11 protein-coding genes are annotated in these 15,162 nt (G+C 43.6%); 2 read left to right on the forward strand and 9 right to left on the reverse strand.

From position 1 onward, the window contains the following. Positions 1–218: 218 nt before the first annotated feature. The 8 genes from Q0541_RS11715 to Q0541_RS11750 form a co-directional block, all read right to left on the reverse strand. Positions 219–1,382 (reverse strand): GuaB3 family IMP dehydrogenase-related protein, encoded by a 1,164-nt coding sequence (locus Q0541_RS11715; protein ID WP_298910068.1) that lies wholly within the window; start codon positions 1,380–1,382, stop codon positions 219–221. Positions 1,383–1,858: 476 nt separating this feature from the next. Further along, a complete protein-coding gene (locus Q0541_RS11720; RefSeq protein ID WP_298910070.1) occupies positions 1,859–2,389 on the reverse strand; it encodes a YdcF family protein in 531 nt (176 codons plus the stop codon). A 614-nt stretch (positions 2,390–3,003) separates the two neighbouring features. After that, positions 3,004–4,257, reverse strand: a complete 1,254-nt coding sequence (locus Q0541_RS11725; protein ID WP_298910072.1) for an exonuclease SbcCD subunit D — start codon at positions 4,255–4,257, stop codon at positions 3,004–3,006. Between the two features lie 301 nt (positions 4,258–4,558). Then, positions 4,559–6,307, reverse strand: coding sequence for a DUF6602 domain-containing protein (locus tag Q0541_RS11730; RefSeq protein WP_298910076.1), 1,749 nt, complete (start codon positions 6,305–6,307; stop codon positions 4,559–4,561). A 121-nt stretch (positions 6,308–6,428) separates the two neighbouring features. Further along, positions 6,429–6,791 (reverse strand): aspartyl protease, encoded by a 363-nt coding sequence (locus Q0541_RS11735; RefSeq protein WP_298910079.1) that lies wholly within the window; start codon positions 6,789–6,791, stop codon positions 6,429–6,431. Beyond that, positions 6,788–7,108, reverse strand: coding sequence for a hypothetical protein (locus Q0541_RS11740; RefSeq protein WP_298910082.1), 321 nt, complete (start codon positions 7,106–7,108; stop codon positions 6,788–6,790). Before Q0541_RS11740 ends, Q0541_RS11735 begins: the two co-directional genes overlap by 4 nt. Positions 7,109–7,828: 720 nt before the next feature. Beyond that, positions 7,829–8,554, reverse strand: coding sequence for a phosphoadenosine phosphosulfate reductase (gene cysH / locus Q0541_RS11745; protein ID WP_298910084.1), 726 nt, complete (start codon positions 8,552–8,554; stop codon positions 7,829–7,831). 912 nt (positions 8,555–9,466) lie between these two features. Further along, positions 9,467–11,056, reverse strand: a complete 1,590-nt coding sequence (locus Q0541_RS11750; protein ID WP_298910087.1) for a DHA2 family efflux MFS transporter permease subunit — start codon at positions 11,054–11,056, stop codon at positions 9,467–9,469. A gap of 299 nt (positions 11,057–11,355) precedes the next feature. Between Q0541_RS11750 and Q0541_RS11755 the strand changes: the two genes are divergently transcribed. After that, positions 11,356–11,952, forward strand: a complete 597-nt coding sequence (locus Q0541_RS11755; protein WP_298910090.1) for a TetR/AcrR family transcriptional regulator — start codon at positions 11,356–11,358, stop codon at positions 11,950–11,952. A 205-nt stretch (positions 11,953–12,157) separates the two neighbouring features. Here the strand turns inward: Q0541_RS11755 and patD are convergent, their stop codons facing one another. Further along, positions 12,158–12,511, reverse strand: a complete 354-nt coding sequence (patD, locus tag Q0541_RS11760) for a heterocyst frequency control protein PatD (RefSeq protein ID WP_298910093.1) — start codon at positions 12,509–12,511, stop codon at positions 12,158–12,160. Positions 12,512–12,803: 292 nt separating this feature from the next. Here patD and Q0541_RS11765 point away from each other — a divergent pair, with 292 nt between their 5' ends. After that, a complete protein-coding gene (locus Q0541_RS11765; RefSeq protein ID WP_298910096.1) occupies positions 12,804–15,074 on the forward strand; it encodes a bifunctional (p)ppGpp synthetase/guanosine-3',5'-bis(diphosphate) 3'-pyrophosphohydrolase in 2,271 nt (756 codons plus the stop codon). Positions 15,075–15,162 lie beyond the last annotated feature (88 nt).

The raw sequence follows: 15,162 nt of genomic DNA on the forward strand, positions 1-15,162 counted from the left end.
TAAGGAACCGCCCGAACAGTAGTCCGGGCGGAGTGTGGTGTGAGGAGTGAACGGAAACATGCGTCTCCGCTATTTCTATTGTAGGCGACATATAGGATTTTTCCAGCAATTGTTTAGGGGCCTGGAAAAATTTATTCTCCAATTAGGTATTGGGCACTTGTACATTGGGCATTAATTATTTCTTCCCCATCTCCCTCATCTCCCTACTTCCTACTCCTTTATTTCCCCATACCTAATTGTTGAGCTTTTTGATAAACTTTACCCTCAGTTAATAAAGAAGGCGCAATCACAACTTCCACTTGTTGCATTTCTTTAATATTTTTAGCTCCTAAGGTGCCCATGCTCGTCTTTAAGGCTCCTAAAAGATTGTGAGTGCCATCATCTAGTCCTGCTGGTCCAACGAGTATTTGCTCTAGGCTACCAGTGGTGGCAACGCGAATGCGGGTGCCACGAGGCAAGACTGGGCTGGGAGTCGCCATGCCCCAATGATAACCTCGTCCTGGGGCTTCGGCGGCTCTGGCAAAAGGGGAACCAATCATCACACCATCAGCACCACAGGCGATGCATTTACAAATGTCGCCACCAGTGATTAAACCGCCATCAGCGATGACGGGGATATAGTTGCCAGTTTCCTTATAGTAATCATCTCGTGCGGCAGCACAATCAGCGATCGCAGTTGCCTGTGGCACACCCACACCTAACACGCCACGGGACGTACAAGCAGCACCAGGCCCAATTCCCACCAGTACCCCAGCCGCCCCAGCTTTCAACAAATTCAACGTGACTTCGTAAGTCACGCAATTCCCCAATACTACGGGGATAGGCATGGAACGGCAAAATTCTGCTAAATCAAGTGGTACTAAAGACTCTGGTGACAAATGTGCAGTAGAAACTACCGTAGCTTGTACAAAAAATAAATCTGCCCCAGCTTTTGCCACCGCCTCACCGTATTTACTTGCACCGGCTGGAGTTGCACTCACCGCCGCAATACCACCTTGTTGTTTAATTTCCTGAATACGTTGTTCAATTAATTCCGGCTTTATTGGTTCGGCATAAAGTTCTTGCATCAAGGCAACAAATTCATCTTTCCCCACAGAGGCAATCCGATCTAATATTGGCTCTGGGTCAGCATAGCGAGTTTGAATCCCCTCTAAATTGAGGACACCTAATGCTCCTAACTGTGACAAACGTACAGCCATGCGAACATCTACTACGCTATCCATTGCACTGGCAATTATCGGGATTTCTCGTTCAATATTGCCAATACGCCACTTAGTATCTGCCAAACTGGGGTCTAGTGTTCTGTTACCGGGGGCTAAAGCAATTTCATCTATTCCGTAAGCTCTGTGAGCCGTTTTTCCCCGCCCAAGTTGAATTTCCACGCTTTAATTTTTCTCAAATCTGTTTAAGCTAGGGTATCAAATTGTGAGATAGATTGGGGCGTTTTTTTTCCGAACTACACAGATAAATTCCAGTTACCCAAGCCGCCGCTCAAAACTTTGGTGGACGCAAAGTATCCACCAAGAAAGCAAATGAGCAAAAGTTGTTAATTGGTTTGAAGGTTAGTGTTGTTTGAAGGTTAGTGTTGCACTAGTTTTTCGACAATTGGACTTTGATGTGTTTGTTATTACTAAGTTCATGTCAAGATGATTGGCATTAGTTCTCTTAATTTCCTTGTATTGACTAAGGTCAAGCTCATGCAAATTCCTATAAATGATTCCAAATTGGAATAATTTGTATTGTTTCAAATCGAGAAACCTTCTGAATATGAAGATTTTAAATTCCATTATCCAAAATCGTTTGACTGAGCGACTTGTACCGAGGTAAGTCGAGGTCAAAAATCCAAAATTGGTTTGATTTATCGTTTATTTTTAGCTGCATCCACACCAGTGTAACCAGTGGCTAACCAAAGTATCGCTCTAGCTCCATCGCGAATAGATTTTTCGATAGATTCAGGAGGTTTTTCGGAAGGAACTGGCACTGGTTTTAAATAAATACCCCGACTACCCAAAATAATTTCGCCGATGACACAAGCTCGGCGCATATGGAAGTCTGAAGTAATCAAATAAACGCTCTTGATGCCGCGAGCTTGCAAATCATCCACCAACGTAGTAAAATTAGTAACTGTATCTACGGCTTCATAGTCCAAGTGTAAACGTTTGCGATCAACACCAGCTTTAGTAAACACTTGTTGGGTGAATCTAGGTGGACTACCCCCAGTAATCCAAATTGGTATATTTGGATGCTCTCGAACAAATTTTGCTGTAAACTTCTCTCGCTCTAAATGTCTGGTTGAACCACCTAACACTACAACTGCTTGCGGCTGTACAAATTGGTTTTGTACTTCTTTGTATCCCCACCAGATAATTAAGGGTAGGACAAAAGCCATAAAACGAAAATATTTACCTGTAAAGAGTAGCTTATTCAAGGCTGGATAACTTTATTTACTGAGTCCCTAATTTTATCTGGCTAGAAAAAAACAACAATTGATATGTAGAGTAGCAAACTCCTCAAAAATCTGCCCAAATTTATATTTGAATGGTTTTCATGTTACAGCGCGATTAAGCGTGCTTGAAGTTTTTCCTCTAATTGATGGATTATCCTAACCTGTATCGAACAATCTATCAAAGGGTTGTAGCAGCTTGTTGGAGAACCCCATTTAGTGGTACATTGTATTTTTTTAACCGCCCATTGTTGCAAAACCCAGAGTTACAACTCGTTCCTTGGCTGGTCGAGCATCAGCGCTCTATGGGCTTGCTTAAAGCTGTTCGTCAACGACACTGACACAACGCCGCAAGGTTTCTTGACATTCTGGGCTGATGGCTTTAACTTGACACCAATCGCGAGACACTCCGAAGTTCTGAGTGCTGGAAATCGGCGCTTAGACTTCTCTCCATCCCACAAGAAATAGTTGGATATTTTTTTACTTAGAACTCCCTAACTAAAAACAACTTTGTTAGGAAACATTACCCTTAAAAGATGAAAATATAATTAGCATCTATTTTACTCACTAGTTGCTGCTTCCAGCCAGACTTCCACATCATCTGCTAATAACTTTTGTGCAGCCTCCAGCATTGATGCTGCTATGTCTTTGAGGTCTTCGCGGTTGTTCAAGTAAGTTTTCAACGCTTCCATTGGGTCGATGCTGCTACTCGCACTCAATTCAGGAATCCGGGGTCTGGCTAGTTGACTGACTAATTCTGCTTGAATGGTGTAGGTATGAGCGGCACTTAAAGCAGTATGTAGAGAAGAACTATCAATTAAATCCATCTGTTCAGAGCGGAGTTTGTAAATTAGCCGCACTACTGCATCTTGAATATCATATTTGGCGATCGCTTTCATTAATACTGCCTGGGGATCATCTGCTTTCGAGACATCCGCTTCAATTGTGCGGAAAGTCCGAACTGTTAAGGGACAAAATTCCCACTCAGCGCTCCCCCGCTCCAGTTCTAACATCACATAGCCTTTGTCTTCTTTTTCTTCGCTAAAATCCACCCGCTCAATGCTCCCTGGATAAATCACCGGTGGGTTGTTGGATTTATTCAGATTTTGGTGGCGGTGGACATGTCCCAACGCTACATAATCAAAACAAGGTCGCGTCAGCAAAGATAGAGGTAGAGTAAAGCCTTTACCTACTGCCAAAAAGCGTTCTGCGCCTAAGGCAGCATTGTCAGACATCAAGTGAGCCAGAAGGACAGTTGGCACATTGGGGTCAAGACGACGAATTTCCCCTTCTAGAACAACTCGCAGGCGTTCCGTTAACAGTTGGTTGACTTCTGCCAAAGATAAACCTTCAGTCTCTTGGCGAGTCATCAAGGTGGAACGAGTTAGCCAAGGGAGGGTGATTACTTGCACTTTGCCATTGCGGGTTTCGATGCAGTGAGTTGTTAATGTATCACCAACAACAAATCCTGGCACTCCCAAAGTCCGGTAAATATTTAAACTCGCTCCTCCCTGTCCTTGGGAATGTTGGTCGTGGTTGCCCACCAACAGCACTGTCGGAATATTACCATCCATGAGACGGCGAAACTGGCTGGCAAAAGCTTGTTGTACATAGGGCGGTGGTGTAGCATCCGGGAAAGCATCGCCACCAAATATCACCATATCGACGGCATCTGTCAGCGCTCGGTCGATACATATAGACAAGGTATTGACAAAATCCTCCAATCGTGTATTTAATCCAGTTGCGGGATTAATTCGTCCGTGAGAGAAGCCGCTTCCCATGTGGATGTCGGAGAGATGCAGGATTTTAATCATATTTGTCCTTTATCATTAGTCATTTGTCTAAATACTAATGACAAATAATTAATGGAGCAACGCGATTTTGTGAGATTGGGCAAAAAACGTGCGTTCACGCAGTGTGCCGCAGGTATCGCTAAAAATTATATTTAAGTACAAGGTGAATTTCTTTGCAGCAAATATACTGTTTTACAGGATTTTCCCAACCTATGAATCGCGATCGCAAAAAATAAAGAGATAGACAAAAATATTTACAGTCAAGCTTTTCGCTTCTGCTCTGGCGTGACCTCCAGATGCGATCGTTTTTCCAACCGAGAATTCATCTATTAAACGACAGTCCGTAACTACCTTGTTGAGATGCGGTCGTCGGGTCGTATGTCCCTTGAAGCCTCTCCAGAAGGTCAATGAAAAACATCGGAAAACTGTTGTATGCCCATAGCAAATTCACGTTCTTTACAATGGCGCTGTATCCCTTATCAAAGTGATAGACATCATCTTGTGCATATGCAACTACAGTGTCGCCTTGTTTGGTAAGTTGAGGATTACCCTGGTCATCTGTCTGTAAACTGTCGATGTCCCTGATTAGTGGCATAGTGTTTATTGTTTCTAAACCATCAGTATAAAACTGGTAATAGCCCGTTAAGTTAGGATCAAAGCCTTCGGCCCGAAGAATAAGACCCCCAAAATACCCAGGGATGTTTTCGTTGTATAAGCCCTCTGCAAGCTTGCACGAAGACTGTTCTTTCTGTCTTAACTCAAAGAACACGGCAGCGGAAATAAAATGCAGGGGCAGGTGAGCTTCATACTCATTAAGTTCTTTCAGCTTTTCCACGGCTTCATTGATGCTGGCTTTCGTCAGAGCGGCCTTAACCTCGAACACAGCGTGTACGTACTTAGCGGGAATCGCCCTTGCACGGCCTTGTTCTGATTCATCAGGATTGTTAGACCCCCACAAAACAGGCGCGTTCATCACATCGTAGATAATTACATCATAGTGACGTATAACGTAATTCATCCTCTTCACATCTGGAATGATATACCCTGACGTGACGCTGTACTTCTTGGGCAAATACTCACTTAACCACTTGCGGAAACTCGCTTCGGCGACAGAACCATGTTCAGTGTGTACGGGGCGGTTGACACTGTTTTCCTTCGCTGAGTCGTAATTACTCAGAATGTCTTTCTTTTGCCGCAAGAATTCTTGCCATCCGACGGTTCCATATCGCCTCGATAACAGCTTTTTTGTGTCAGAAGAGACTATATACCATTCGATTGTTCCGTTAGTAGTGATTTCAGGAGCGGTATCTAATAGCGTAATATCGTAATCAAACTCACGTATTGCGTCAATTCGGATGAACTCAGCTTTCAAAAAACGCAGATGGTCATCCACAAAACGACGTTTCAGTGCGATGTTGTCTGCATTGGCACGCATCCTTACAGAAGGATACAGCAGCCCATCAAAGGGATCTCCAGCAAACAAATTTTCTGCGACTGCAACAGTCAATTTGTTGTAAAGTTGCTCTTCGCCCGGTGGGACAATCTGTGTGAACACATCGGATAGGAAATCCATGATCTCCTGTTGATCTCCCGTTGGAGCAGAAGGTTCCGATCCCCAACTAGCGACTGGACGGGTACTTCCAAGCGCATCCAACACGCGGCGTGTGTATCCTACGTAATTGACCATCAACGGGGCGGTCGTTACCCAATGGGCAAGAGCAACAGTATCGCCGACTTTTGGCTGTAATTCAAAAAATACGGCTTCTCGTGCTGTGCAACAATACAGAACAGGTTCTTTTGGCCGGTTTGCAAGACCGATCGGAGTCAAGCGCGCTGGCGGATAGCTGAGTTCCGAAATGTTTGCTGACTTATCTCCTAAGCGGCCACTGTAAAGAGGTAATCCAAGGTTAAAGCATGGAGCTTTTACTACATAGCCACGGAAGATTGGCGTTAGAAGCTCTTTAATCTCGTCAATTGAAGTCCCATTGAGGTCTAGTGTTCGGATTGTCTCTATAGCGGATCTAGCTGCTGCCACATCGAGCTTCAGTTGAGAATCATTTGTTATACTCACATCTTGCACTAATAAAAATTGATATAATTTGATTACTCAGTATTAAACTACCACTTCTCTTACTAATAACCTTGCAGCCTAGCTACGCTACAAGGAAAAGATAGGAATAATAAATTTCTTATTATCCCAGCGTTAATACCCTAGATGGCATATCCACCACCAACCGTCGAGTTTTTAACCACTGGCGACCAAGTAAAACTTCTGATACTCTTTCACCCACATAAACAGGAATATAAAAAGTTTCCCCGTCGATTCTTACTTGACCAGCATAGATATTAAAATCTGCTTCCCCCCGTGCGGTTCGCAGCGCTCGTGTCTGCACGTAAATCCAATCCAGTCCTTGTAAGTCTTGTTCGTCAATAGCCAACCAGCCAGAGAACCCTGTATCTAATATGACATCAACTGTTAGTTCTAATCCATCTGCACCAATAAGCTCAATCTCAAAAACTAGCTCGTCATCATTGCCGAACAACCCAAGTATCATATAGTTCCAGAAACCCCTGTTTCATTAATTCGGAAAAGAAACAATGGTACACTACCGGGGTGTTTAATACGTGCCATTTGCATAGCTACTTCTTGATCACGATCAATAAAATAGTTTCCACTTTCTGGTTCAACAACCATATACCAGTTGTAGTGAGTTTGGATGTACTCTGGCTTAACGCGGTCAAAAATCCCCTGGCTACGTTGATGAAACTCCTCGCGTTCTGCTCGACGTTTAGCTTTCTGTTCTTCTGTCCATTGAATTTGGGGGAATATTCTTCTCCGGCGCACTGTATGAGTAGACTTGGCTTCAGTCATGGTTGATTCGGCTTTACTGCATATATCTATATTGAACTGCATATCTACACTAATAGGGGCAGATATAGCTCCCGATCACACCAAGTGCAAACCTTGTCTGTTTAGTTTAATGCTTGCCCGTGTAATTTAGGTAAGCTCATCTCTAAACTCTATTTGGCATTTAGCCAAGATAGACATCTGAATCTATTAAGAACTTTTAGCAATAACTGTACAGTGGCTGGTTTATCAACGACAGAATGGGGATCATAGCGTAGTAAACTGTCCATAATATACCGTGTACACCGGACACTACCAGCGAGAGTCAATGAGGCCACCACCCCTAACTCGTCTACCCAACAAGCATTACAGGTAAGTGAGAATACCTTACACCAAGTGAAGTGCTTACATTGGTGGAGGTTGTAGGCGCTTGTGAGGAATACTCCTATATAATCTTTATCGCCCGTAAACTCAGCTATAAGGATACTAGACAGGGTGTAACTACTTTATTTGGTTTTTTGGTGTGATTAATATTGTATTTCTGGGAATCATATCTAGTAAAGCTTACCTGATTGAACTGGTTTTGGTTGTTGTATTAGTTTGGCTGGATTTAATAGCAGCGCGATAAATCACTAATGACTAATAGACATCTCCAGAAATTAATAGAACCATTATTCGTTTGAAACCCTTGTAGAGACCTAGCAGTGCTACGTCTCTACATTCATTTTCAGAGATGACCAATGACTAAATATGAATTCCACATTCTGTTTTTTCACTTCCCCGCCAGCGTCCGGCGCGTTCGTCTTCGCCTTCACCTACTTTGGTGGTGATGGGTTGATCGCCAATGCTGGGATAACCTTTGTCGTGCAGGGGATTGTAGATGACTCCGTGTTCAGCCACGTAAACCCAGCTGTCTTGGCGTGTCCAGGTGGCTATGGGATTTACTTTCAGCCGACCTTTACCGTCTAATTCAAATATGGGCATATTAGCACGCGTTACTGCTTGGTCACGGCGGCGTCCGGTGATCCAAGCGACGCTGTTGAGCTCGTCTAAACCCCGTAGCAGTGGTTCAATTTTTGTAACGTGGTGGAATTGGGCAATATCCTTATCCCAGAGTTTGTCGCCGTATTTGGTTTCAAAGGCTTCGCGGGTGTCTACATCTGGAGTTTTGTAAGTTTGCAAATCCAGGTTGTACACTTGTTTAGCTTTGGCAACTAATTCTAAGCTTTCGTCAAAGTGGTGCAAGGTGTCGAGAAATATCACAGGAACGGGATGCTTCAGTTCACTGTAAAGAATATGGGTAATTATCATGTCATCCACGTTAAAGGCGCTCGTTTGCACCAGTCCCGTTGGGATATTGTCTATAGACCATGCCAGTATTTCTTTGGGAGTGGCAGTTTCAAATTGCTCATTTAATTTGTCTAAGTCAAAAGCGATCGCTTGGTTTCTAGATGCCGTGGAGACTGTCATGATAATCTTCTGTTCAAATATTTCTACCTTGATTAAGATTTATTTTAGCTCACAAAGGCGCGTATTCCGCTCGGAGTTCAGGTAATTATTCTATTCGGGAATTACTACATTATGGAACTGGAGAGACCAAGAGAATAACCGATTAAAAGTAAAAATTAATATATGAGTAATAAATCCAGTATTTACTAAGAAACTTTACGGTTTCTTAATTTTTACAATACTTTTATAGATATTTATACTGATGTTGATATGGTTAAGGAACTATTAACAAAAAGGATTTTACTTAAATGAACAATTCAAAATCCCGCAATCCCTTAGGCGAATCTATTATTATGGGCGCTTTAATGATGTTAACCAGCGTAAGCATTATTACAATAATGAACTTTTTCTAAGATAAAGATTTCTAATTTTAGCAATAAAACTTCACATAGTCCGGCTCAAAACTGAGCAGGGCTTTTACTTTTCTGAGCCACATATATCGGTATATATTAAGCCTTTTTAGTGACTTCCGGTAGAGAATAATCTTTAAACCGTGTTTTTACGTAGTTTTGCAATTAGAGAATTTAAGATTACGTGAGTCCGACGGGTCATATCATGTCTGCCTAGTACCGCAAGGCGGAAGTCACTCATTCAAAAGGAGCCAGTGCGTTGGGCGGCTCTGCCGACTTAAAGCAACTGGCGTTCAAAAGTCAAAAGTATTACGGAATAAGCTCTTTAGGGTTTTTAAATGATTGCTCTATTTCCGCCGTGGCGTACTAGTTAGTCGAATCAAAAAACCTCTAAGAGGTTTGACTACGCAAAACCTGTCCTTCTCCGACTCCCAGAGAGACAGACTTGAACTAAAGTTCAAGGCAGGGAGAGGTTTGTTGAACTCATGTTAAAATGGGAGTGCGATCGCTATTTACTTTACCTCTAATGACCCACTGGCGCTTTCGCTCCTGCACCCCCTTTACCCAGGAATAATAACAGGGGTAATGAACAAAGGAACGCCACACCTACGACTCGAAAGCAATCTGCGTAAGATAAAACAGCAGCTTGGGTATCTACTATTTGACTTAATAAAGTTAGTGCTTGTTGTTGAGCTGTAGTCGCATCGATACCTTGGCTTTGGAGTGCCCCGTTGAGTGCATCGAGGCGCTGATTGGTTTCGGAATCATAAGGACTAAGTTTTGCTAACAAGATAGCTCGATGAAAGGCTTCTCGTCGATCAAGCAAAGTGGTGAGTAGGGCAATGCCGATGCTACCACCTAGTTGTCGGGTGAGATTGTAGAAACCAGAGCCGGCGGAAACATCTTGTTTGGGTAGCGGGCCTAAAACTGCCAAACTCAAAGGGAGAAACATCAACACAGTAAAAGCCCCACGCCATACTAATGGCCAAAATAAATCATCTGTGCCGGTTTGTGGGGTTATTGTTGCTAGTTGAAACATGACTCCAGATGATCCAACAGTGCCCATTGCAATTAAAAATCGGGCATCAATTTTACCAGACAGTTTGCCTAATAAAACCATAACGATCGCAGACGCTAAAGCCCCAGGTGCTAACAATAGTCCTGTCTGCGTTGCCGTAAAGTGCAGCACACTCTGAGCAAATATCGGCACAGCAAAGAGTGTGCCATAAAGCCCCATACCCACCAATGCTGAGAGAACGCTTCCCGCAGCTAAAGAACGGTGACGCAAAACTCTCAAATCTACAGCCGGGTGATCTGTTTTCAGTTCTCGCCAAATAAACAGTCCCAATCCGATAATACTAGCGATCGCCAACGTGGTGATGAAACTGGAGGAAAACCAGTCGTCTTGCTCTCCTTCCTCTAACAAAGTTTGTATAGAGCCGATAGCAATAACCAAAAACCCAATCCCGAACCAATCGACAGCTTGGCTTTGTGTCTGGCTCTTGTCTTTGTCTTTGAGCAAAAATACAAAGGACATCGCCACTGCAACGATCCCGAAGGGAATATTAACAAAGAAAATCCACCGCCAGCCCAAACCATCTACCAAGAATCCTCCTAAAGTTGGGCCAATGGCTGGGCCAGAAATTACACCTACCCCAAAAACTGCCTGGGCCATACCTTGTTCAGCAGGTGGAAAAGTCTCGAACAAAATCGCTTGTGCTTTAGCTAGCAACCCCCCACCACATAAACCTTGAAGAATTCGAGAAAAAACCAGCATCGGTAAATTAAATGCCAACCCGCATAAAACGGAGGCAAGGGTAAAGCCAATCAACGAGAAGATGAAGTAGGTTTTGCGCCCAAAGTAATCTCCCAGCCATGCAGATAAGGGAATTAAAACGACGTTAGCGATCGCATATCCAGTCACCACCCAACCAACTTCACTAACAGTTGCACCCAAACTAGCTTGGATGTCAGTCAGAGCAACGTTAACAATACTGGTATCAATCACTTCTAAGATTGCACCAAGGGAAGCCGTGAAAGCGATCGCCCACTTTAATGGCCCCTGCACATAACCAAATTGATCAAAAGTTGAATGTTTAATGTTGGTAGCCATTATTAGCACAAATAATATTTGGAGGATGTCAAAGCGATACCTGGCTTTGGCGTAGCCCAACCCAAAGCTAAAATTAAATATTGTATGTATACGCTACGGTAGCGTATCATATTAAAACGGTCAAGAGAGTTTTCAATGAAAAGTGGCAGAAATACCTATGCTAAAGATGGATAGTCACTCCTGCTGTTTTGATGTACAAGAATTGGGTTATAGGGCTTATTTGTTTCCCATCGGGTATGTTCTATGCCCAAAAGTAGAAGCAAATGGCCAAGAAGATATTGCTTGGGAATGATATTTTTATGAGTAATCAAATTAACAGCGCTTCTGGACGCCCACGCAGCATCCACGCTGACCAAGCTATTCTGCAAGCGACTTTGGATCTGCTTGCAGAGGTAGGATATCAAAGTATGAGTATAGAAGCGATCGCTTCTCGGGCTGGAGTTGGTAAAACGACCATCTATCGGCGTTACACTTCCAAAGAAGAACTAGTTGCAGAGTCGATAGAAAGTCTGAGGGATGATTTAGCGATCCCCGATACTGGGAGCTTTTGGGGAGACATGGATATTCTAATCAATAATGCCGCCAAAAAAATAGATAGTCCCCTTGGTCGTCAGACACTCGCCTTGATCATCAGTACAGCGTCTAGCAATCCTCAGTTTGCAGAGGTTTACTGGACAAAATATACAAAACTTCGACGTGAAGCCTTTTCTAAAGTACTTGAGCGTGCCAAATCTAGAGGCGAAATTCACAAGGATGCAGACGTAGACTTAATTATCGATCTTGTGAGCGGGTCACTATATTATGCACTGATCTTCAAACCTACAACTGAGCCAGTAGAAGCGTACATGCGCCGCACAATAAATCTTCTCCTCAAAGGTATTGGGAATCGTGAATAGGGCATTGGGCATGGCGCATGGAAGGAAGACAAGTTTGATCTAAGGCTTTCTTAAATCAGAACTTTAGAGGGACAACGAGAATAACTAATGCCCAATGCCCAATGCCCAATGCCCAATGCCCATTTCCAACTTGTTGCCAAAATAACTTTTCACTAACCGTCGTAAATGAGATGATGGATTAATTAGAGAAAAAGGTAAAGAATTGTTATTTTTCTCCTTCTGCTTCTGGTTGCAAAATGGCATCACAGTATTGAATGAGAGTTGTCAAGCGATCGCTAATCGTCTGAAGTCTCGTTTGTGCAGTAGATGCCTGCCGCGCTCCTTGCAAAAACATTACATCTATTTGCAACAGGCGCAGTTGCTTGCTCATCTCCGTTTGATAAGACTGCACTCGCCAGTTTTCATCAGCCAAAGGCACAATTTGTTGCCCGAAAAATTGCTGCAACGAGGCTACACGCACTCGCAGTTCGGGCGCAACGATTTGGGTAGTTGTGGCATCGGAGCGTAATTCCTCTAACAAGGTTACGAGTGCCAAATATTTCTCACGATTTAAAGACATCCAGTGCTAATTAAGATATATTAATGTCAAGTAATTTTTCTTCTACAATAAACTTTCTTAAAGACTTATCAGCACTAAAAGCCTCAAATTATGGTTTGAGGCTTTGTTTGCCATCAATGGATTTTCTTTATGATCCTTGAAACTTACACCGGATGACTACCAACGGCAATTGGAGAATCATCCTTACACTGTTTTTTCTACCCCTCTATGGGCGACAGCATCTTCTTAGGGCGATGCTGCCAGTTTTATTTATCATTCACATTATCTACCGATCCACTCTAAACCCAATTGTATGAGCAGCCTAGCTATAAATTCATTAGTTGATCTAACCATTCCAGAATGGTTAAAAAAATGTTTGAAGGAGTCATCGACAATTAGCGGCGAAGCGAAAGATGACCGAAGGCATAGTGATGCAGTTTTAATTGGTCGCGCATTTGAATTTGCCTACCAACTGCATCAAGGTCAATATCGCAAATCAGGAGAACCATACATTGCTCATCCCATCGCTGTAGCTGACTTGCTGCGTGACTTGGGAGGTAGTGCTGCTATGATAGCAGCTGGATTTCTCCATGATGTCGTTGAAGATACAGAAGTTACAAGTCAAGAAATAGAAGAACGCTTTGGCCCAGAAGTGCGGCAATTGGTCGAAGGTGTCACCAAGCTTTCTAAAATCAATTTCACCAGCAAAACCGAAAGTCAAGCGGAAAACTTCCGGCGGATGTTTTTGGCAATGGCACAAGATATTCGGGTAATTGTGGTGAAGTTGGCTGATCGTTTGCATAATATGCGAACTTTACAATACATGTCAGAAGCCAGCCGCCGCCGCAGTGCCCAGGAAACGCGAGATATCTTCGCGCCTTTAGCCAATCGCCTGGGGATCTGGCGAATTAAATGGGAACTGGAAGACTTGGCTTTTAAGTATTTGGAACCGGAAGCTTTTCGCCAAATGCAGGAGTATGTTTCCGAAAAACGGACGGCGCGAGAAGAGAAATTGGTCAAAACTACGAACATTTTGCAAGAGCGTTTGCAGCAAGCCGGAATCCAGTTTCAAGAACTCAGCGGTCGCCCTAAGCACCTTTATAGCATTTACCAAAAAATGTACCGCCAGCAAAAGGAATTTCATGAAATTTATGATTTGGCTGCATTGCGGATTATTGTCCAAACCAATGAGGAATGTTATCGAGCGTTGGCGGTGGTTCATGATGCTTTTCGCCCAATTCCTGGAAGATTTAAGGACTATATTGGATTGCCAAAGCCTAACCGTTACCAGTCGTTGCATACTGGAGTGATTGGACTAACTGGCCGTCCTTTGGAGGTGCAAATTCGGACAATCGAAATGCATCATATCGCTGAGTATGGGATTGCTGCCCATTGGAAGTATAAAGAAACAGGAGGTTCTAGTATTAGCCATTTGACAGCGACAGATGACAAGTTTACTTGGCTGCGGCAGCTGCTAGAATGGCAAACTGATCTCAAGGATGCACAAGAATATCTTGATAGCGTCAAAGATAATTTATTTGAAGATGATGTCTATGTCTTCACCCCTAAGGGTGATGTTGTTCCTTTAAGTCCCGGTTCTACTACTGTAGATTTTGCTTATCGCATTCATACGGAAGTGGGGAACCATTGTTCCGGGGCGCGGGTGAATGGGCGAATGGTATCTCTGTCAACACGGCTGCAAAATGGCGATATTGTAGAGGTTCTCACCCAAAAGAACAGCCATCCGAGTTTGGATTGGTTGAACTTTGTCAGAACTTCGGCGGCGAAATATCGGATAAAACAATGGTACAAGCGATCGCGCCGGGAAGAAAATGTCGCCCGTGGACGGGAATTGTTAGAAAAGGAACTTGGTAAAACTGGTTTTGATAGTCTGCTGAAGTCGGATGCAATGGAGATTGTCGCCGAAAAGTGTAACTACCACAGCGTGGAAGATTTACTTGCCGGTTTGGGTTACGGTGAAGTTACATTAAATCTAGTGCTAAATCGTTGGCGAGAAGTGGCGAAGGGACAACAACCAGTTTCCACTGTGCCGCCATTTCTCCCCAAAGAACCAACTACATCAAAAGCTTTGCGAGATGCACCTGCAACTACCTCCCGCTCCACAGATTCGCCAATTGTTGGGGTAGAAGGTTTGGTGTATTATTTAGCTGGGTGTTGTACCCCGATTCCTGGTGAACCAATTATTGGTGTGGTGACGCGAGGTAGGGGGATTTCAATTCATCGCCAAGGCTGTCATAATCTGGAGACTGTGGAGTATGAGCGTTTAGTACCAGTTAGGTGGAACCCAGCCGCCGAAAATAGTGGTCGTCCGCACACTTACCCAGTGGATGTTCAAATTGAAGCCCTTGACCGCGTAGGGGTGCTAAAGGATATTTTGTCACGGTTGAGTGACCAAGGAATCAATGTCCGCCATGCCCAGGTGAAAACCGCTACTGGTCAACCTGCATTGATGGACTTAGGAATAGATATACGCGATCGCTCTCAACTAGAGCAAGTGTTCGTCCAAATTAAGAAAATGAGCGACATTCTGAATATCCGCCGCGTTGGTCAAATTGACGAGTAGTAAGGGTATCAGTATCCCCATAACAAAAAACCTTCTCTTGCCAACATCCTAGTAGCCTGTTGGGAAACTCAATATGGTGGCTAGAAAT

The organism is uncultured Nostoc sp. (genome assembly GCF_937863485.1).
Classification (GTDB): Bacteria; Cyanobacteriota; Cyanobacteriia; order Cyanobacteriales; family Nostocaceae; genus Nostoc.